The organism is Vibrio sp. B1ASS3 (assembly GCF_905175355.1).
Taxonomy (GTDB): Bacteria; Pseudomonadota; Gammaproteobacteria; order Enterobacterales; family Vibrionaceae; genus Vibrio; species Vibrio owensii.
Map to the genome: position 1 here is coordinate 1,146,553 of NZ_HG992743.1, position 20,480 is coordinate 1,167,032.

Annotated in this window: 15 protein-coding genes; 10 read left to right on the forward strand and 5 right to left on the reverse strand. The window is 44.6% G+C overall.

Translation table 11 applies throughout. The features are described from left to right. Positions 1 to 463: 463 nt before the first annotated feature. Positions 464 to 1,894 carry a methyl-accepting chemotaxis protein gene (locus KJB05_RS23655; RefSeq protein WP_208444212.1) on the forward strand — a complete coding sequence of 477 codons (1,431 nt, stop codon included), beginning with the start codon at positions 464 to 466 and terminating at the stop codon, positions 1,892 to 1,894. Positions 1,895 to 2,363: 469 nt separating this feature from the next. On the opposite strand, the gene KJB05_RS23660 is transcribed toward KJB05_RS23655, so the two are convergent. The 3 genes from KJB05_RS23660 to KJB05_RS23670 form a co-directional block, all read right to left on the reverse strand. Continuing rightward, on the reverse strand, positions 2,364 to 3,032 hold the full coding sequence (locus tag KJB05_RS23660; RefSeq protein ID WP_061009234.1) for an HAD-IA family hydrolase: 669 nt from the start codon (positions 3,030 to 3,032) through the stop codon (positions 2,364 to 2,366). A 243-nt stretch (positions 3,033 to 3,275) separates the two neighbouring features. Further along, complete coding sequence (locus KJB05_RS23665) at positions 3,276 to 5,030, reverse strand: HD domain-containing phosphohydrolase (protein WP_033006575.1); 1,755 nt, start codon at positions 5,028 to 5,030, stop codon at positions 3,276 to 3,278. 71 nt (positions 5,031 to 5,101) lie between these two features. Further along, complete coding sequence (locus KJB05_RS23670) at positions 5,102 to 5,611, reverse strand: hypothetical protein (protein ID WP_005441903.1); 510 nt, start codon at positions 5,609 to 5,611, stop codon at positions 5,102 to 5,104. 213 nt (positions 5,612 to 5,824) lie between these two features. Between KJB05_RS23670 and KJB05_RS23675 the strand changes: the two genes are divergently transcribed. From KJB05_RS23675 to glgC, 4 genes are all read left to right on the forward strand, one after another. Beyond that, positions 5,825 to 6,298: a CreA family protein gene (locus KJB05_RS23675; protein WP_005441905.1), complete on the forward strand. Its 474-nt coding sequence runs from the start codon at positions 5,825 to 5,827 to the stop codon at positions 6,296 to 6,298. Positions 6,299 to 6,428: 130 nt separating this feature from the next. After that, positions 6,429 to 7,733, forward strand: coding sequence for an inosine/guanosine kinase (locus KJB05_RS23680; protein ID WP_009704476.1), 1,305 nt, complete (start codon positions 6,429 to 6,431; stop codon positions 7,731 to 7,733). A 237-nt stretch (positions 7,734 to 7,970) separates the two neighbouring features. Continuing rightward, positions 7,971 to 9,719 carry a formate--tetrahydrofolate ligase gene (locus KJB05_RS23685; protein ID WP_208444211.1) on the forward strand — a complete coding sequence of 583 codons (1,749 nt, stop codon included), beginning with the start codon at positions 7,971 to 7,973 and terminating at the stop codon, positions 9,717 to 9,719. Between the two features lie 381 nt (positions 9,720 to 10,100). After that, the gene (glgC, locus tag KJB05_RS23690) at positions 10,101 to 11,315 is read left to right on the forward strand and encodes a glucose-1-phosphate adenylyltransferase (RefSeq protein ID WP_208444210.1); all 1,215 of its coding nucleotides are present in this window, start codon (positions 10,101 to 10,103) and stop codon (positions 11,313 to 11,315) included. 99 nt (positions 11,316 to 11,414) lie between these two features. On the opposite strand, the gene KJB05_RS23695 is transcribed toward glgC, so the two are convergent. After that, complete coding sequence (locus KJB05_RS23695; protein ID WP_208444209.1) at positions 11,415 to 14,579, reverse strand: glycosyl hydrolase family 18 protein; 3,165 nt, start codon at positions 14,577 to 14,579, stop codon at positions 11,415 to 11,417. 277 nt (positions 14,580 to 14,856) lie between these two features. After that, positions 14,857 to 15,738, reverse strand: coding sequence for an AraC family transcriptional regulator (locus KJB05_RS23700; RefSeq protein ID WP_020197048.1), 882 nt, complete (start codon positions 15,736 to 15,738; stop codon positions 14,857 to 14,859). A 181-nt stretch (positions 15,739 to 15,919) separates the two neighbouring features. Between KJB05_RS23700 and KJB05_RS23705 the strand changes: the two genes are divergently transcribed. From KJB05_RS23705 to KJB05_RS23725, 5 genes are all read left to right on the forward strand, one after another. After that, positions 15,920 to 17,068: an iron-containing alcohol dehydrogenase gene (locus KJB05_RS23705; protein WP_009704481.1), complete on the forward strand. Its 1,149-nt coding sequence runs from the start codon at positions 15,920 to 15,922 to the stop codon at positions 17,066 to 17,068. Between the two features lie 265 nt (positions 17,069 to 17,333). Continuing rightward, on the forward strand, positions 17,334 to 17,972 hold the full coding sequence (locus KJB05_RS23710; protein WP_005441916.1) for a lysoplasmalogenase: 639 nt from the start codon (positions 17,334 to 17,336) through the stop codon (positions 17,970 to 17,972). Positions 17,973 to 18,107: 135 nt separating this feature from the next. Continuing rightward, positions 18,108 to 18,842 (forward strand): amino acid ABC transporter ATP-binding protein, encoded by a 735-nt coding sequence (locus KJB05_RS23715; protein ID WP_009704483.1) that lies wholly within the window; start codon positions 18,108 to 18,110, stop codon positions 18,840 to 18,842. 3 nt (positions 18,843 to 18,845) lie between these two features. Beyond that, a complete protein-coding gene (locus KJB05_RS23720; protein WP_009704484.1) occupies positions 18,846 to 19,643 on the forward strand; it encodes an amino acid ABC transporter permease in 798 nt (265 codons plus the stop codon). A gap of 9 nt (positions 19,644 to 19,652) precedes the next feature. After that, a complete protein-coding gene (locus KJB05_RS23725) occupies positions 19,653 to 20,471 on the forward strand; it encodes a transporter substrate-binding domain-containing protein (RefSeq protein ID WP_038894847.1) in 819 nt (272 codons plus the stop codon). The last annotated feature ends 9 nt before the right edge of the window (positions 20,472 to 20,480 follow it).

Sequence of the window (20,480 nt, forward strand, 5' to 3'; positions counted from 1 at the left end):
CATCTAGCATCTCTAGGCATTCGTCGTTTTGATATTGGTCGCTCATTGTGACCTCCTTTGTTTTACATCTCCTGAAGCTGCTTGCTTCAATCTCTACTGCCATTTCTTTTCTTCATCGATGACAGCAACTCCTTTTTATAGCCTTTATATGACACATTCATGACAGCGAGAAGTAAAGTTTTAGAAAGCTATGACAGAAATCATAAGTAAACGTTTGCTCTAATAACACCCTCTCGTTCATTAATTGCATTAAATTGCACCCACCCTTTCTTTAACAAACTGTCAGTATTTATTTAGTTTTTTGTCATTTATGGAGACGACGTACCGTTATAAGCGATCATAGATCTCATATTTTGAAATCTATCAACCTCTCGTTACATATTTTGCTGATAACCATCGCATATTTTGTTTCGATATATCTCTAAGTTTGTTCATCCCCTTTTCATCTCAAATGGAGCTATAAATGAGAGAAGTTGAGTTTAGAACGATAGACAGGTTATTTATCAAGATGTCTATCAACGACAAAATGTGGGTCATTTTCCTTCTATTCCTAGTGACTTTAACTTCAGTGGCGGGAAGCCGTTATTTCAATGATATTCAACAGTTTGAGCAGCAATCTATCCTAGCGGCAGAAGCGAAGCTCTCAGGCGTAGTTCAAGCTCAAGTACAAAACGTGGCAAGCGTGAATGGTGTGGTAAACGTGAGCAACGTTAATGATGCCAAATTCAACAACGGCACCGTGACGGTTTATGCGAAGCTGAGTTCAGGTCAGGCAATCCAACTGACAGAAAACCTTTCACGCCAGTTTGAGCAAGCAAAATCTGACGCTTTAACCTCTTTCCTTCTTAGCTTGCTTTGGATGGTACCATTCGCCCTTTTCACTTACTGGGTTGCGACTTTCCTTGGTGGTGCGCTTTGGGTGCTATACACCACTACGCAGAAAATTGGAGAAGGTGACTTAACTTCTCGCCTAGGTTTTCATCCGGGTCGTGATGAGTTTGGCACGATTGGTTGCGCACTAGATAAATCAATGGATACGCTGACAGAACTTGTCAACAATGTAAAAGACAATGCCAACACGTTAAGTGAGACATCCGCTGCGTTTGAGCAAGACATGAAGCTCAGTGAAACGCAAATCGCACATCAATACCAGACGCTGGATTCTGTTGCGACAGCGATGGAAGAGATGACGGCTTCAGCAAAAGAAGTCTCAAGTATCTCTCAGCAAGCTACGTTGCAATCAGATCAAGATGCTCAGCAAATCGAAAATAGCCGTAGTCGGGTTCAAAGCGTCATTTCAGAAATCGAAACACTATCCAGTTACATCGAACAAGCATCCGCATCTGTTAGCAGTTTGAACGAAAACACGACACAGATTAACGATGTGATTACCACGATTAACGCGATTTCAGAACAAACTAACCTTCTCGCGTTAAATGCAGCTATTGAAGCGGCGCGCGCTGGTGAACAAGGTCGTGGTTTTGCCGTAGTGGCGGATGAAGTTCGTACCCTTGCTAGCCGCACGCAACAGGCAACCGTCGAAATCCAAGCGATGATCGAGAAATTGCAAACGGAAAGCCAGAACATTGCGTCTATCACTGACCGTACGGTTCAACAAGCACAAACAAGCAGTCAGTTGATAGATGAGATTGGTGGTGACGTCACTGCAATTGCCGACTCTGCACGTTCATTAATGGATATGAGTATTCAGATTTCAACATCTGCAGAAGAACAAAGTGCCGTCGCGAATGACATCGCTTCTGAGCTGTCTGACATTCGTTCGCAATCCAATACTATTCGTGAAGTTGCCGAACAATCGACAACTGGTGTGGCAAACTTAACCAAAGCTTCTCAATCCCTTGGCGAAATATTGAAGCGATACCGAACAGCCTAAAACTCGAACACGCTAAAAAAGCTCCCAAAGTGGAGCTTTTTTTATGCTCGAACAACGGCAACGGGCAAAAAGCAACCATTAGATTGTCGAGGGAAAGCGAGCGGAAAAATAATTAAATCAAGCGTTCGATGAGTGCTTGTTTAATTTACTTTGAAGTGAATCGAAATAATTCTCTGAATTCGACTAAAGAATGTTCAAAGGTTAGGTGTTCGGCTATTCTAGATCTTGCCAATTTAATTTTGCTGCTGGTGAACAATATGAATAATTACAACAAAACAAAAGACACTGAAGATCTCCAGTGTCCACTCTGCCAATGCGATGAATATCTGATTTCATCCGATGGTGAAAAATTCACATGTGCCTCTTGCGGGTTTCATACAAAAAACTTTTCTTCCATCCAGTGCTTACATCAAACTCCTTACCTACAAACTAAATTTAAACACATCCATAGTTTGAGTAATATTTGTCACTAAACTGAGCAGCCTAAGAGCTGCTCTTTTAGTTCATCTAGATGGGAAATTTGAATAACACGTTCGTCATCGACCAAGTTAATCGGTGCGCCGTTGTATAGTTGTACGGTTTTTATGCCAGCGTTAAGCCCTGCTTCAACGCCTTTCGGCGTGTCATCAATGTACAAGCAATCACTTGGTAAAAAACCCATATTCATCGCGCTGTACATGATCAAGTCTGGTTCAGGCTTCCAGCTGTTCGCATCGAACGCAGAGAACACTTTGCCTTTAAACGCATCAAGTAGCCCCGTCAACTCAAGCGAGTATTCTATTTTGTCTTTTGGTCCATTTGACGCCACGCAATACTCAATATTGTGCGAATCTAAAAACTGGATAAGTCGTTTCGCACCGTCCATTGGTTTTAAATGACGGACAAACAGTTTCTGTAACTCGTCACGGTACTGCGGCTCTAGTACATCAATCGGAACATTTAAGTTCATCAACTCTTTAGTGTCACGAAGGATATCCGCAAGCTTACCGCCTCTGAAGTGTTCTACGCATTCACTAAAACTCATCTCTGCACCGTATTGGCCAAAGACGTTCACTAGGGCCTGACAACACAAGCGTTCACTGTCTACTAGTGTGCCATCGCAATCAAAGATGACACATTTTATATTGTTAATAGCCATACGCCCTTCCCCCCGACGCTGAATATCTTAAAGACTTTAGCTGACCAATTTAATTGGCCTTATTGACTTATTTATTTATACTAAATATGTATCAACATGATAGGTAAGTTTAGAAATGTTTAAACGACAGACTTGGCATTTCGTAGAAATGAGAAAGAGGAATTAATGATTTTTTAAGCGAGATCACCGAATGAAGCCCCTAAATTAAGAAATATGAAACTTCACTCGGTACAAAGGAAAGGATTAAACTTCAGAATCTGGATATAAATAACGCACTTCTATAAAGTCGTCCAAATTATCCAATAACAATTGGCTCAGCGTTGGATCAAAGTGTTTACCTTTTTCACGCGTAAACAGATCCACAACTTCTTCAACCGTCCAAGCTCGCTTATAACAGCGTTCACTCAGTAAGGCGTCAAAAACATCGGCAATCGCCACAATACGTGCAAACAGATGAATCTCCTCACCTTTTAGGCCATTCGGATAACCCGTACCGTCCCAACGCTCATGGTGTTCATGAGCAACAATGGCGGCCAACTTAGTGATTTCGCCTTCACGATTGTTCAGCAATTCATAACCTTTCACCGTATGGCGCTTCATGATTTCCCATTCAGCCTCATCTAACTTGCCACTTTTGTCCAAGATAGATTCAGGAACCGAAATCTTACCAACGTCATGCATTGGGCTGATGACTTCAATCATCTCAACTTCACGATGGCTTAACCCGCAAAACTCAGCCAAGGTCGCAGACAATCTAGCAACACGTTTAACGTGCTGTCCTGTCTCACCAGAGCGCGATTCAATCGCCTCGCCAAGAACGTGAATCATCTCCTTTTGAACGCTCAAGGTGCGCTTTTGTAAGGTCACGATCTTGCGGTTCTTCTGATCGATCACCTTACGCTGGCGAATGGTCATAAACTGACTAACAATGACCAAAGAAAGCAGAACTATCAGCGCACAAGCAAAGAGCAACAGTTTGATATTAACTTTAACTGCAGGAGGCGGTGCATTGATAATGTGGGCTGATTTAGGAATGTCGTAGCGACTGATACCATATTTTTGAATAGCCACGAAATCTAATACGGCTTCAGAAATCAATTCGTTCTCGGTTTTGGTCATCGATAGACCCAACTTGGCAGCCATTAGCTCTGCGGCTTCGTGACCATATTGCTTCGAACGATTTAAGAATCCCCCCAAGATACCCGGTTCTTCTAGGTACATTTCCCACAAGACAAATACAGGAGCAACACTTTTAGCGCCAATAACGTGTGCCACTTCTTGGTAAGAATGGTAATGGCCTTGTTCCGCTTCTGTGTTGAAATGAGTCAGCAGCACGGCATCATTTGGGTTAATCTTTGAAAGCCGATCCGCAGCTTCAGCCAAAGGTTCATCCCGAAGCTCAATCAAATTGATTTGTGGAAACTTCTTCATCTCTTCTACAACACGAGCATGAACCAGTTCCGATGTCATGCTTCTGTCGGCGAGATAATACAAGTTCTTTATCTGAGGACGTAGCTTAATGATGAGCTTGATGTTTTCGATAACTTTATCTTGTTCATACAAGATACTACCGGAAGTGCTTAAAGAATCTAACGTTGCTTGTGTGTTATTGATGCCAACGGCCACTAAAGGTACAGAGCGTTCGTCGTTTGGTAAGTAACGTTTAGAAAATTCTAATGCAGCGTCGTCCGAGATGATGATGCCGTCAAACTTGTAGTTTTGATATTTAAGCTGCAGATAATTGGCCATGTTTTGAAAATAGCCATCTGAATGCACGCGCTTAGCGTCTAGGTATTCGATCGATAGTTTGACTTCGCTGTTGGTCTGCTCAAAGCCCTCTTCGACACCACGTTGAATGTCATTGGTCCATTGGTATGAGGGCTCATACGAATGTAAAACCAGTACTTTTTTGATTTCCCAATCCGTTTGGTCAGCATTGACTGCGGCCGTCCCTAGGCATAGAAATAGAGCCAATAAACGCGTCAAACGCATAACCATGTGTCGCCCAGCCGAGAAAGAATGTTGTTGCACATATTAAATGCCAAATCCCCATCTGGGACCGACATTGATCAATTTTCTACAACTATTGTTTCACACAACTTTTGATCGTCGTTCAATTTTTTCGCCAAATCACACACAAACTGCGATTTATCCAAGTTTTGAGAAACGGTAATGTCAGAAACAAGTGTGTTGCCTTCATATTGGCTGACAATTGCAGCTGCTACAGCCTCGCCTTGTTTAAAACCGACATAAAGCTCAAACTCAGGTGTCAAAATGATCTGAGTTAAGTATTCGACGATCATTTCTTGCTCGTGCTTATCCGACCAACGTTGTGACTGTAGAATCGAAAACATCACGGTAAGCCTATGAAAATCAACAAGGAAGATGTCGTCCCCTGTTAACTCTTGCCCGTTTTCTAAAAGCGTAGTTTTATCGACAGCATCGTAGGTTAAAGCGTCGAGCATACGAGTATAGATGGCTCGCCCTTCAATGCTTTCTTTAGTAGGAAATTCGACTTCTACTAAATCATGCAACCACGCATTTTTTCTGTTGATGCTTTCTAATTGTTGTTGGTTCATTTTCTTACCTTAAGCGCTGCAAGCCTAGTGTTTTACAGCGAATGAAAAACAGGACTTTGATTAGAAATGTAGGCGTCATCTGTTCTGGAGCGGTACATTAGCATGAAGCCTCTTACAAACCTAGCTAAACTCCTGAGGTAACGCCAAATTTTGTTTTAAGTGTGTGCGTCTGATAAATTGAATTAATAAATTAGCCTAATTAAGGGATGAAAAATGAAGAAAAGCTTGCTTGCTTTGGGTTTGGTAACTGTTCTGGCTGGGTGTAGTGATAATGAAGTGGGTGACGTATCACTGGGTATGTTCACAATGAAAGACATCAAAATCGGCCACCTACAAGACGAAGTCGTGACGGGTGTAACCTGTCATATTGCTTCTATCGAGGCGAATTTAAGCCTGTCTGATCCAAGTGACAGTTCTATTTCATGTCGTCAAACAGGTGACATCACGCCAGAGATGATTGCAAAGATTGATAAAAGCAAATCTGGTGAAGTCGTCTTCAAGAAGTCAAAAAGCATCTTCTTCAAGACCATGAAAGTACGTCGCATCTACGATCCAGAAAACCAAACGCTACTTTACTTGTCTTACACAACCAAAGAGACAGAAGGCAGTTTCAAACATAGCTTATCAACTGTTCCTCTATATGGCACAAAAGCTTATGTAGAACCGACTGTAACTCCTACAAATTAACCCCAATTTGTGTGTAAAAACAGCAGCCCGTTGAATTTTTCAGCGGGCAAATTTCTTTGCAAGAAAACGGAACGATTTTCAAAATTTTGTGATACAATCCCGCCTCTTTTTTTCTCACTCAAGAACAAGCATGAAGTTTCCTGGTCAGCGAAAATCTAAACACTACTTTCCAACTCACGCTCGAGATCCATTAGTAAACCAAATTCGACAAGCACCGAAATTGTACCGCCCTACGGTCGTTGGTGTGGGTCAAACCATCGTAGATATCGAAGCGCGCGTAGATGATGCGTTTTTAGAAAAATACAACCTAAGTAAAGGACATTCTCTCGTTCTTGAAGAGAGCAAAGCGGACGCACTGTACGAAGAGCTAGTAGAACAAGGCCTGATTACTCACCAATACCCAGGTGACACTATCGGTAACACTCTTCACAACTACTCCGTGCTTGCGGACAGCAAATCAGTGCTACTCGGCGTTATGTCAAAGAACATTCAAGTTGGTTCTTTCGCTTACCGTTACCTGTGCCGTACCTCTTCTCGTATGAACCTAAACCACCTACAAACCGTAGATGGTCCAATTGGTCGTTGTTACACGTTGATCACTCACGATGGCGAACGTACTTTCGCGATCAACGAAGGTCACATGAACAAACTCTCTCCAGAGAGCATTCCAGAAGAAGTATTTACCAAAGCATCTGCTCTGGTTGTTTCTTCTTACCTAATGCGTGGTAAAGAAGAAGATCAAATGCCTCAAGCCGTTCAACGTGCGATTGAGTTTGCTAAGAAGCACGAGGTCCCTGTAGTACTGACGCTTGGTACTAAGTATGTGATCGAAGGCAACGCTGAATGGTGGCAAGAGTACATTCGCGAGAACGTATCTGTTGTTGCAATGAACGAAGAAGAAGGCGCAGCACTGACAGGCGAAGGCGATCCACTTGCAGCAGCGAATAAAGCGCTTGAATGGGTAGATCTAGTTCTTTGTACTGCAGGTCCTGACGGTCTTTACATGGCGGGTTACACTGATGAGAAAGTGAAACGCGAAACGACGCACGATATTCTTGAAGGCTCTATTGAAGAGTTCAACAAGTTTGAGTTTAGCCGTGCAATGCGTAAAGACGATTGCCAAAACCCAATGAAAGTGTACTCACACATTGGCCCTTACCTTGGTGGTCCACTTGAGATCAAGAACACCAACGGTGCAGGTGATGCAGCATTGTCAGCGCTTCTACACGACATGGCGGCGAACTCATTCCACCATAAAGAAGTGCCAAACTCTGAAAAACACGAAGTACGCTGCCTAACTTACTCTTCTCTATCTCAGATCTGTAAGTACGCAAACCGTGTAAGCTACGAGGTGTTAACTCAGCACTCTCCTCGCTTATCACGTGCACTACCAGAGCGTGAAGATAGCCTAGAAGAAACCTACTGGGATCGCTAAGAACCAAGTACTTAGAGCAATAAATATGCGAAGGTCACCATTTGGTGGCCTTTTTGTTTTGATCTAGCGCAGTAATTAGTGGTTTTTGTTATGATGTAGCACGCTAAGGCGCACGAACTGCTTTACACCTCGTTTTTTACCAGTATTATTCTCGCGCAAACGTTTGCGCAACACTTGCTAAGTCTTTTGCTTACTTGATGTTGAACGCCACGTGTTAGCCATTTTTTTGGAGTATCCATGCAGTCTGATATTGAAATTTGCCGAAACACACCGTTGTCTTCTATCGCTACCGTCGCTGCCAATGCCGGTCTTTTACCACAAGAGTTAGATACACACGGAAAACACAAAGCTAAAGTTCATCCCCAATGTCTTGATCGCTTAAACGCAAATCAAGACGGCAAGTTGGTGTTGGTTACTGCAATTACACCTACCCCTCTGGGTGAAGGTAAAACCGTAACTACAATCGGCCTTTCTCAAGGTTTATCTAAGATCAACCAATCTGTAATGGCGTGTATCCGTCAACCATCAATGGGGCCAGTCTTTGGTGTCAAAGGTGGCGCTGCAGGTGGTGGTTATTCCCAAGTTGCACCAATGGATGAGTTAAACCTACATCTAACCGGTGATATTCACGCGGTAACAGCGGCACATAACTTGGCCTCTGCTGCATTAGATGCTCGCCTTTATCATGAACAACGTGAAGGCTACGAGGCGTTCGAAGCCCGTACTGGCTTAAAAGCATTGAAAATCGATGTTGAGCGAATCACTTGGAAACGCGTGATGGACCACAACGACCGTGCACTGCGCATGGTTAAGATTGGACTAAATGAAGAAGGAAAAACCATTAACGGCTTTGAGCGCGAAGAAGGTTTTGATATCTCTGCCGCTTCTGAGCTAATGGCGATCCTCGCTTTAGCTAAAGACTTAAAAGATCTGCGCCAACGCATTGGCCGTATCGTCGTGGCTTACAACTTAGATGGCCTTCCAGTGACAACTGAAGACTTGCAAGTTGCTGGTGCAATGGCGGTTACACTAAAAGAGACGATTGCACCAACTTTGATGCAAACACTAGAAGGTGTGCCAACCCTAATCCACGCGGGTCCATTTGCGAACATCGCTCACGGCAACTCTTCTATCATCGCAGACCAAATTGCACTAAAGCTTTCTAGTTACGTTGTCACTGAGGCGGGTTTTGGCTCAGACATGGGATTCGAGAAAGCGTGTAACATTAAAGCGCCTGCTGCGGGTCGTGCACCAGATTGTGTCGTGATTGTCGCTACGTTACGTGGTTTAAAAGCAAACTCAGGTCACTATGATCTGCGCCCAGGTATGGCCATTCCGGATTCAATTTTCAATCCAGACCAAGCTGCACTTGAAGCAGGATTTGAAAACTTAAAGTGGCACATTAACAATGTCCATAAATACGGTATCCCTGCCGTGGTTGCCATCAACCAATTCCCACAAGATTCTCAGCAAGAATTGGCAGTACTTAAGGCGTTGATTCATGAATTTAACCCGGAAGTAAAGGTGGCCGTCAGCACAGCATTTGGTCAAGGTGGTGAAGGAGCCATAGAACTAGCGCAACACGTTGTTGAAACGTGTGAACAAGCTTCTGATTTCCGCCCTCTTTACCGCAAAGAGCAAACTCTAAAAGAGAAACTCATGGCCGTTTGCGAAGCGGGTTACGGCGCTGCAAACATTGAAATGAGTGAACTCGCGACACAACAGCTAAAGCACTTTGAACAATTGGGCTTTGATGAACTAGCGGTATGCATTGCGAAAACGCCGCTCTCCATTACCACTGATTCAGCTATAAAAGGAGCGCCAAGTGGCTTTAGCGTTCCTATTCGTGAGCTACGCTTATGTGCAGGTGCTGGTTTTGTTTACGCGCTTTCAGGTAATGTTATGACCATGCCTGGTTTACCGGATAAACCCGCGTTCATGAATCTCGATCTTGACGATCAAGGCAATATTATCGGCCTTTCATAGCGTTAAACGTTTATCTCAAACAAACAGGAGCCATGGTGCTCCTGTTTTCATTTTAAATGACCGCTAATTTATTGTTTTTAAAGCCCTTTACACTGTAAACTGAAACCACCAAATTAAAGTATTTACTTTATTTCACCAATTCGGTGCAGCAACAATTTCCTCACTCCCTAATATAGTGCAATAAATAATACCCCACCTCTAAAGGGCATTGATTTTATTAACAAAATCCAATGGCTCGAATCTTGTACTACGTTATATAGCACTACCATTTATAAGTTCAAAGGACACTCAACAACGTCACTCGAAAGCCACCAGCAGTTGGCTAACTCCTCAGGCTTTAAGTTGCTTTCGATGTACGTAACATAAGGGAAAGGGAACATTATGCAAGACGCACTCGCAGTAATCTTAGCTGGCGGTATGGGATCAAGGTTGAGCCCTCTTACCGATGACAGAGCCAAACCAGCCGTTCCATTTGGCGGTAAATATCGCATTATTGATTTCACACTAACTAATTGTCTTCATTCAGGTTTAAGAAAGATTTTAGTGTTAACTCAATACAAATCACACTCGCTACAAAAGCACTTGCGAGATGGTTGGTCGATCTTCAATCCCGAACTTGGTGAATACATCACTGCAGTTCCACCTCAAATGCGCAAAGGTGGTGCATGGTATGAAGGCACAGCAGATGCCATTTACCACAACATGTGGCTATTATCTCGAAACGACGCCAAGTATGTCGTCGTTCTGTCCGGCGACCACATTTATCGCATGGACTACGCAGCAATGCTGGAAGAGCACAAAGAAAACGGCGCGAAGTTAACGGTCGCATGTATGGATGTGCCTGTCGAAGAAGCAACTGCATTTGGCGTAATGGGCATTAAAGAGAATGGTTTGGTCGAGTCCTTTGTCGAGAAGCCGAAGAACCCACCTACTCTTCCTAACGACCCAACGCAGAGTCTAGCGTCTATGGGGATTTACATCTTCGATATGGAAGTTTTGCAAGATGCGCTTGAAGAGGACGCAAAACTCGACGATTCAAGTCACGACTTTGGCAAAGACATCATTCCAAAACTCATCGATTCTCAATCAGTTTATGCTTACAAATTCTGTGGTAGTAAAGGACGTGTAGACAAAGACTGTTACTGGCGCGATGTCGGTACCATTGACTCTTTCTATGAAGCCAATATGGACTTGTTAGAACCCGTCCCACCAATGAACTTATACCAACCAAACTGGGCGATTCGCACTTACGAAGCTCAGTTTCCGCCAGCAAGAACGGTATCTTCTGCGACTGGTAATGAAGGTATTTTCATTAATTCCATCATTGCAAACGGCGTAATTAACTCGGGCGGTTCAGTTCAGCATTCGGTTATTGCTTCTAATGTACGCATTCACGACAGCGCGACGGTAGTCGACAGTATTATCTTTGACGATGTCGAAGTTGGTGAAGGTAGTCAGCTGGTAAGTTGTATCATCGATAAGCATGTTCGCATCCCGCCGCACACTCAAATCGGCATGAACAAAATTGAAGATGCAAAACGATTCCATGTGTCAGAAAAAGGCATTGTCGTGATCCCAGAAGGCTATGAGTTCTGACCTTTGCACTCAGCTATTCGTCATAGCAACTCCCAACGCTCCACCAAATAAAAAGCGCGCGATGTGAATCGCGCGCTTTTACTGTCCAACTAATCTGGATTAGACATTACATACTGTAGACCAGCTACCATCGCTACCCGGCTCTGATGCAGTCCACCAGTTTGCTTGGTATACCACACCATTGTGAATCACTTTATCACCTTGGTTAGCGTGGCTTGGGTTACCTTGCCAATCTGTTTGCGGAAGATCTGGGTAAGTAACTAGACCCGTAGTATCACATGTACCCGGCTCAGTACCACCGCCGCCACCAGTACCAGAGTTTAGGTCACCAATTGGTAGGTCTGGTTGTTCAAACTTGAACGCAAACTCTTTACCGCCAGAAATCACCGTGTAGTTAGCTGGACCAGAGATTGGTAGGTAGTAAACCATATCAAGTTCGTAAGTGCCGCCCGCTGGTAGGTCTTTCCATGCAGGTAGAGAGAAAGATACGCGGTGCATTACGCCATCCAAACCACCAATGTTGTTCGCACGAGTATGACCAGAAGCAATCACACTTAGACCGCCGCCAGACTGATCTTTCGCGTTATCTGGTGCAGATACAGGAATATCGAACTGGAATTCTGTACCACCAGGAATCGCTTGACCCGTGTTGTTTGTGAACGTGATCTTAGGGTTGATTGGGTAGTTTTGGTCACCGACTTTGAAGCCACCAACACTCACTGCAATGTCTACTGCTTCGGTTGGGATTGCACCAGTTGCGATCTTGTTACCGTAAGGCGTTGCAGACTTAAACTTGTCGTAAATCGCTTTAGTCATAGTGTTACCCATGTGGTATTCACCATTGCCCGCAGCACAAGCTTGTTCTGTTGCATCAATCGTCGTACGGTTACCGTTCGCGTCTAGTACGTAACAGTTATAGTCACCTGCTAGCTCCCAGAACATGATGCCGCCGATTTCTTTGTCGATAACGTAGTCCGCTTTCACTTCAACAGACGCTTTGTCCTCTGTTGATAGGAATACGCTCTTCTCTGCATTCCATAGCCAAGGGGCTACAGCAACATCATCGTAATGACGCGTGTAAGAACCGACAAACTTATCGGAAGGATCATTTACAGGGTCAAGACCGTAAGCTTGAGCGTAAGAACCCCAAATGCCCTTCTCTAGGTTCTTCGCGTGCCACATTGGGTTTGAACCTGCGCCCATTTCGTTGCCTTTAGGGTCAGTATCATGCCACATGTTATCGATACCGATAGCGCCGTGACCACAGTTGTTCTTCTCTCCTTCGCCAGTGCCTGGAGCACACTCTGATTGATTAGGAAGTGCAGCGCGGCCCCATAGACCGTTATCACCACCAGTTACACCTTGCCAACCACGGGTGTAGTAAGGCACACCAATGTTAATACGACCTGCTGGCATAGAGCCACGGAAGTAATGGTAAGCCCAGTCAGTGTTCAAGTAACCGATACCGCCGTAAGCAGCCGTGCCGTACACGTTCCATTGAGCAAGCTCAGAGTCTTTACCCGTATCGAACAATGCCGCGTTGTGGCCAACGTGGTCGTTCCAAGCACCATGCAAATCGTAAGTCATAATGTTCACGTAATCGAGGTACTTAGTGACGTCGAACGTTTCCATACCACGCAATAGGTAACCTGAAGAAGGCGCTGCGATAGTCAGCATGTAGTGGATGCCATCTTGTGCAGACGCCGCATCCAATTTCTCACGCAGAACTTTCATTAGCTCTTGGTAAGAAGCCCATAGGTATGGACGACGTGGTTCCATAAAGTCTTTATCGTAAGGGTTACCAGCGCCCGCCATTGATGTTGGGTACTCGTAGTCGATGTCTAAACCGTCGAATTTGTAGGTACGCATCATTTCAACAGCAGACGTAGCGAACTTCTCGATACCCGCGTGGTTAATAGAACCATCCGCGTTGGTTGTCATGGTGTAGAAACCACCGTCAGCAACGCGGTTGCCATCAGCACCGAAGTGACCGCCTGTTTCAGCCCAACCACCAATTGAAATCAGTGTTTTAACGTCATGTTTTTGCTTGTAAGTTGCTAGCGCACCGAAGTGACCTTTAAAGCCAAGTGCTGGATCTACTTCTACGCCCGGCCAAGTTTTACCTGTTGCCGGGTTCGTTGGATCTGTCACATCACCAACGTTTACTTTGCCGTCTGAACCAATACTGACGAACGCGTAGTTAATGTGGGTAAGTTGATCCCATGGAATGTCTTTTACTAAGTAAGCGGCTTGTGGGTCATCGCCACTGCGCCAGCTAGTGAAGTAACCGATCACACGACGTGGGTGATCAGCCCCCATTAATTCACGACCCTCTTCATCGTAAATTGTACAGTAAGGGACATCGACACCAGCCGTTTGGTAGAGGCCGTCAGGACGACAATTCGATGTGATTGCACCGCCATTTACTGTCAGAGATACAAGAGAAGAATCTGTTGTTGCGCCTGCATCGTCTGTCGCTTTCGCGTAAATAGAAACACTGCCCGCTTGTGCTGGCGTGAAATCTACCGCGTATGGTGCTGTTGTTACTGTACCAACAAGAGAACCGGCAGCAAAGAATTCAACTTTCGCCACTGTACCATCCGCATCAGCGGCATTAGCTGTAACGGTAACCGTCGCGCCTAGTTCAACAGAAGTCGCTGAAAGAGCGACATCTACAGTCGGCGCTTCATTACCCGGTTGACCCGCGTTTACTGTTAGCGTTACGGCACTCGCGACACTAACAGCGTTTTTATCATCATACGCTTTAGTCGAGAATTCGTGGGCACCTTCAGTCGCCGTCCATGAAGCAGTGAAAGGTGCTGCGGTAGAGGTACCGACTAATGCGCCATCAACAAAGAATTCAACCTTACTAATTGAACCATCCGTGTCAGCAGCGTCTGCAGCAAGATTTACAACATCTCCGGCAGTTATAGAAGCCGATGCACTAGGGGATGTTAACGTCACAGTAGGCACTTCATTAACTGGAGGATCTACAGGGCCAGTGCCACTACAAGCACCTAGATTTTCCCACTCACCCCATTCACCTGCTTGCGCTGGATTATTGTTTTGAGTCCAGTAGCGCGCTTTATAAGCGTTACCTTCGTGTTGAACTTGGTCACCGCCGTTATAAACCTTCGACGAATCCCAAACTTCTAGAGGTGCACAATCAACCGCTGCATAGCTGTTGAAGGCCATTAGACAAGACGCAGTTAATGTACTGAGTGTAAAGGCACTCTTCACTGCTTTCCCACTTCTAAGGTGCATATTGCTCTTCCTTAAGTTATTGTTAATACAATACAAAATACGCTTAACTAACACGTATAGTTACTTTTGTTTCGACGTAAAATAACTTAAGTACAAGTGCAGCATTTCACACTATGTATTTATAAATTTTCAGCAGCACCTCTCAAGAATCCACTAAATGATTGCAACAATTAACACCTTATTTTGCACCAACAACTAATTTCATTGCCCAAATAAATATATCGATCGCAATTTATTAAAAAAGACAAAAAAAGTCCTACTTTTGAAATAAAGATCACTAAGCCTTTGTTGATCTGGGTGTTTCGTTGAAGTGTCGCTTGTACTCTCGACTGAACTGTGATGGGCTGCTGTAACCCACAAGGCGCGCAGCATCGTTCACTCGGCGCCCCTCTAACTGAATCAATTCACGTGCCTTGTTTAAACGCACCTTTTTGATGTATTGCAAAGGCGACTCTAGAGTCACACTTCTAAACGCTTGGTGGAATGCAGAGACACTCATGTTCGCTTCTTCAGCCAAGGTTTGGACATTGAGTTGTTCGTGGTATTCCTGATGAACACGGTTTAGCGCTTTTGCTACCCTTGCGTAAGAACCTTCTTGGTGTGCGAGCTCAAACAGAACATGACCAGATTCACTCACCAGCGTGCGGTACACAATTTCTTCTAACAGCATGTCACCGAGCATTGCGACTTCAAGATCGCTGCATAATGCCGTCATAAGGCGTTTGCACGCATCCAACATTTGGTCGTTCATGCGTACCGATTTCAACCCACAGCGAGTGTCATCCTCACAAACATTACTGAAGCGTTGTGATTCCAACTTCTTGACCAACTTTTGCAGCATGGCGGGAGAAATGTCGATGGAGATGCCCAATAAAGGCTCATCGTCAACAGCAATCGCTTCACACTCAAGTGGCATGGGTACACCGACAACCAAATAGTCATCTGGGCCATAACGTACTGGTGTTTGGCCAATGTGAATGTTTTTGTAGCCTTGTCCTAAAACGATGATGCCAGACTGATACACAAACGGTTGGCGATTGTTCCCTTTGCTACTGCGGTAGAACCATACCCCATCAATGGCGGTTTCTTTGATGCCCTCTAAATCGTCTAAACCAAATTTAGTGGCGTATTGCTGCATGATCTCAGCAAGTGTCTTCATCTTGTCACTCCAATAGTTATGCACGCACTATACTTGGAGTTCTGATTACAGTTCCAGCATAAGAAACGCACATTTGTAGAAATAGGCAATAAATTTGCAGAAATCGGCCTACTCGTTCTCACAAACGCGTACTAATATGCATGTATTCACTCTCCTCACATTGGAAGCAAGAGGTCTAATAATGAACTTTTCATACGTCAACCCAACTCAAATCTTCTTCGGCCAAGGCCAAATCGCAGCAATCAAAGAAGCGATCCCTGCCGATCAAAAAGTGCTCGTTATCTACGGTGGTGGTTCTATTAAAAAGAACGGTGTTTACGACCAAGTAGCACAAGCATTAGAAGGCCGCGAATGGCTTGAGTTTTCAGGTGTAGAGCCAAATCCAACAAAAGAGACATTAGATAAAGCGGTTGCTATCGTAAAAGAGCAAAACGTTGATTTTATCCTAGCTGTTGGTGGTGGTTCAGTTATCGATGGTTCTAAGTACGTTGCAGCATCTGCAAAATACGACGGTGACGGTTGGGACATCATGGTAGGCAAACATCAAGTAACAGAAGCAACGCCGCTTGCTGCGATTCTTACTTTGCCTGCAACAGGTTCTGAGTCAAACATGGGCGCAGTAATCACTAAGAAAGAAACCCAAGATAAATTGGCATTTCTAGCGCCTGCTGTTCAACCAAAATTTGCCGTGCTTGATCCAGACGTAATGAAAACTCTACCAGAGCGTCAGCTTATCAACGGCCTAGTTGATGCGTGGGTGCACGTATGTGAGCAATACCTAACGCTGCCAACTGGCGCAATGGTTCAAGACGGTTACGCAGAAGCGCTACTTAAAAACCTAAAAGTATTGGGTGATCAGTTCGCAGAACGTGATAACGACCAATGGCGTGCGAACCTAATGTGGACAGCAAACCAAGCATTGAACGGTCTAATCGGTAGCGGCGTTCCTCAAGATTGGGCAACGCACATGATTGGCCACGAGCTGACTGCACTATGGCACGTAGACCACGCTCGTTCACTAGCGATCATTCAACCATCTCTACTTCGTAACCAAATGGAATTCAAACGTCCTAAGCTTGAGCAAATGGGTCGTAACGTATTTGGCTTGGCAGAAGGTGAAGATTTGGCAGAACGCACAATCCAATCGATTGAAGCTTTCTACCATCAGCTAGAAGTCGCGACTCAACTGGAAGGTTACGGTGATGACCGTCAAGCAGCTATCGATGCTGTGATTGATCAACTGAACAAACACGGCATGACGGTTCTTGGCGAAAACCAAGCAATCGACCTAGAAAACAGCCGTAAAATTCTAGAACTTGCCGTTGCATAACGACTCGAGCTATTAAATTACTGCCTTTTGACGGCATTGTGTCTACACGGACACAATGCCGTTTTTTTATGTTAATTTAGCGCAACATTGACAACTCGATAAATATTGAACTTTTCTGCTAGAAAACTAACAAATAAGCGATGGTTCGATGTTGTTATGTAAGCCGATGACCAAAAACAAACCAAGTGCTTACTATTCGAAGTGTCATTTTTTAGCTTGCTCATAAAAAGATGAGCGTTTAGTCGTCTATTCAAGAGTTATTCGTATGTGGCTGATTGTCATAGCTTGTGCGTTCATACATATCATCAGTATTAAGACTGGCCCAAAGTGGCTATTCTTTTTGACCAAACCGCTTCCGATCGTCGCCATGATTGGAATGCTACTCCTATCACCTTCAAATCACCTTCCCTACACTCAGTGGATCATCGCCGGTCTGTCAATTTCGCTTATCGGTGACTTAGTCATGATGCACCCGAAAGACAAGTTCATTCTCGGTATTAAGCTATTTTGCCTAGCATTAATTTGTTACGCCTTAGGCTTCATTAATATGGCAGCTTGGCACTTTACACCTTGGTTGCCTTTTGCGGTGTTCGGCGTCGGCCTCTGCGCTTATTTCTTCTTTAAACCCGATTTGGGGAAAGAGAAATGGTCTGTCGCGAGTTACATCTTCGTCCTCATGACTATGTTGTGGATGTCGATGGAGTACTACGCCAGTGGTAAAACCCAATCTTCCGCATTTGCAGTTTTAGGCAGCTTTGTCTTTACTTTATCCGGTGCGGTTTTGGCGTTTGAACGCTTCGGTGGCACGTCGATTTTCTCTCGACAAGTGGTCATGACCACCTACTATTCCGCCCAATATTTAATCACGATGTCCGTGTTCGCCATAGTGATCCGTTTCCTCTAAAACTGACTATATTATCGGTTAGTTTTATCACAAGTTATTTGCTCACCAGTTGGACAGTTTATGCTTGATTAACAGGTGCAATACGGTTAATAACTTGTTATTGTAGAAAGAAATTTATTCTAAAAGTTGGCAGCCTTGAAAGAGAAAAATATCGTTGTTGAGTTCAGCGGCGTAAACAAGTGGTATGGTGAATATCACGCCCTCAAAGACATTAATTTTTCAGTACACACCGGTGAAATCGTTGTTGTTTGTGGCCCTTCCGGTTCAGGTAAATCAACACTCATTCGTTGTATCAACCACTTAGAATCCATCCAAGAAGGTGAACTCAGCGTCTTCGAACAACCAGCCGATTCTAAAGCTCAAAAACCTGGCAAAGTCGGCATGGTGTTCCAGCACTTTCATCTGTTTCCACATCTTACCGTGTTAGAAAACCTCACTCTTGCTCCTATCCGCACGTTAAAGCTATCCAAACAAGAAGCGGAAGAACGTGCAATGCATTATCTCAAGCGCGTGAACATCGAAGAGCAAGCCAATAAGTATCCAATTCAACTTTCTGGTGGTCAGCAGCAACGTGTTGCTATCGCGCGTTCCCTTTGTATGGAGCCCGATCTATTGTTGTTTGATGAACCGACTTCGGCACTCGATCCTGAGATGATCAACGAAGTGCTAGACGTGATGGTGGAACTCGCACAAAGCGGCATGACCATGATTTGTGTGACGCACGAAATGGGCTTTGCTAAGAAAGTGGCGAATCGAGTGGTGTTTATGGACGAAGGTGAAATCATCGAGATGAACTCCCCAGTAGCCCTTTTCGAAACACCGCAGCATCCACGAACCCAAGCGTTTTTGAATCAGATTCTGAGCTACTAGCCTATGGTAATTCGAATCCTAAAACCTGTTTTACAAGCCATATTACAAATCGCCATTCTATTGATAGCGATCGTGTGGGTACTCGATTCCGGCGCACAAGCGATGGGGTACCAATGGCAATGGGAGCGCGTACCCGATTACATCGCCTTTTACGAAGATGGTGAGTGGTGGCCAGCGGAATTGGTCGACGGTCTTATCGTCACCTTAAAAATTTCGGCGATCAGTCTTTTCTTCACACTAGTGATTGGTTTCGTCACCGCATTATTGCGACTCAGCAACTCAAAAGTTGGTAACGCGATCGGCACCGCTTATGTCGAGTTGATTCGCAATACCCCACTACTGGTGCAAATATACCTACTCTATTTCGTGTTTGGCCCCGTCATTGGGTTAGATAGATTCAGTACCGCTGTTTTAGCACTGTCACTATTCCAAGGTGCTTATACCGCAGAAATCTTCCGTGCGGGCTTAAACAGCATTCCAAAAGGTCAGTTTGAAGCCGCCAAAACCTTAGGTTTATCCCCTTTGTTTGCCTACAAAGACGTGATTCTTCCACAGGTACTTCAACGCACTTTGCCACCCTTGACTAACGAAGTGGTGTCACTGATTAAGAACTCTTCAATCGTCAGTGTGATGGCAATATTCGACCTGACAACCGAGGCGAGAAACATCGTATCTGAAACGGCGATGCCGTTTGAGATTTGGTTTACTGTGGCAGCAATCTACCTGGCTCTCACATTATCACTTTCTGGCTTATCCGCTTGGCTAGAACACAAACTAGGAGCCAGTTGGCGCAAATTATAAGGAGATAACATGAAGTTATTCAAAGCGACCATTACTGCATTATTAGGGCTTGCAATTGCTTTACCTTCATTAGCCAATGAAGAAGCAGCGACACCAAACGTTGATCAAATCAAAGAGCGTGGCACGCTGCGCGTTGGTATGTCGACATTTGTACCTTGGGCAATGCGTAATAAACAAGGTGAGTTGATTGGTTTTGAAATCGATGTGGCGAAGCGACTCGCAGCGGATACAGGCTTAAAAGTTGAGTTTGTACCGACAGCGTGGGATGGCATCATCCCTGCTCTTCTTGCTAAGAAATTCGACGTAATCATTGGCGGCATGTCGATTACGCCAGAACGTTCAAAGAGCGTATTGTTTACTGAACCTTACTCGCACTCAGGCGTTCAAGTAGCAGCAAACAAAGAGCTAGCGGCGGGCTTTAGTGAGTTTTCAGACTTTGACTCTCGCCGTGTGAAAATTGCCGCTCGTCGTGGCGCGTTCACTGTGCAAGTAGCGCGTGAGACTTTCCCTAAAGCGAAGATCCTTCAGTTTGATGACGATGCACAAGCATTCCAAGAAGTATTGAACGGCAACGCACACGCAGTAATTGCATCAAGCCCGAAACCGGAACATGAAGCGATCAAACATGCTGACAAGCTGTTCATTCCATTTACTGAGCGTCTATCCAAAGGTAATGAGGCATTTGCTGTTCGTCTAGGTGAAGAAGATAAGAAAGCCTTCTTCAACGAGTGGATTGAAGCTCGTACCCAAGACGGTTGGCTAGATGAGCGTTACGAGTACTGGTTCTCAACGCTAGATTGGCAAGACCAAGTTGCACAAGGTCAGTAACCTAAATCG

Bases quoted from the DNA above. Each gene is read 5' to 3' on its own strand.
- KJB05_RS23655 (WP_208444212.1), top strand. From the start codon at position 464: ATGAGAGAAGTTGAGTTTAGAACGATAGACAGGTTATTTATCAAGATG.
- KJB05_RS23660 (WP_061009234.1), bottom strand. From the start codon at position 3,032: ATGGCTATTAACAATATAAAATGTGTCATCTTTGATTGCGATGGCACA.
- KJB05_RS23665 (WP_033006575.1), bottom strand. From the start codon at position 5,030: ATGGTTATGCGTTTGACGCGTTTATTGGCTCTATTTCTATGCCTAGGG.
- KJB05_RS23670 (WP_005441903.1), bottom strand. From the start codon at position 5,611: ATGAACCAACAACAATTAGAAAGCATCAACAGAAAAAATGCGTGGTTG.
- KJB05_RS23675 (WP_005441905.1), top strand. From the start codon at position 5,825: ATGAAGAAAAGCTTGCTTGCTTTGGGTTTGGTAACTGTTCTGGCTGGG.
- KJB05_RS23680 (WP_009704476.1), top strand. From the start codon at position 6,429: ATGAAGTTTCCTGGTCAGCGAAAATCTAAACACTACTTTCCAACTCAC.
- KJB05_RS23685 (WP_208444211.1), top strand. From the start codon at position 7,971: ATGCAGTCTGATATTGAAATTTGCCGAAACACACCGTTGTCTTCTATC.
- glgC (WP_208444210.1), top strand. From the start codon at position 10,101: ATGCAAGACGCACTCGCAGTAATCTTAGCTGGCGGTATGGGATCAAGG.
- KJB05_RS23695 (WP_208444209.1), bottom strand. From the start codon at position 14,579: ATGCACCTTAGAAGTGGGAAAGCAGTGAAGAGTGCCTTTACACTCAGT.
- KJB05_RS23700 (WP_020197048.1), bottom strand. From the start codon at position 15,738: ATGAAGACACTTGCTGAGATCATGCAGCAATACGCCACTAAATTTGGT.
- KJB05_RS23705 (WP_009704481.1), top strand. From the start codon at position 15,920: ATGAACTTTTCATACGTCAACCCAACTCAAATCTTCTTCGGCCAAGGC.
- KJB05_RS23710 (WP_005441916.1), top strand. From the start codon at position 17,334: ATGTGGCTGATTGTCATAGCTTGTGCGTTCATACATATCATCAGTATT.
- KJB05_RS23720 (WP_009704484.1), top strand. From the start codon at position 18,846: ATGGTAATTCGAATCCTAAAACCTGTTTTACAAGCCATATTACAAATC.
- KJB05_RS23725 (WP_038894847.1), top strand. From the start codon at position 19,653: ATGAAGTTATTCAAAGCGACCATTACTGCATTATTAGGGCTTGCAATT.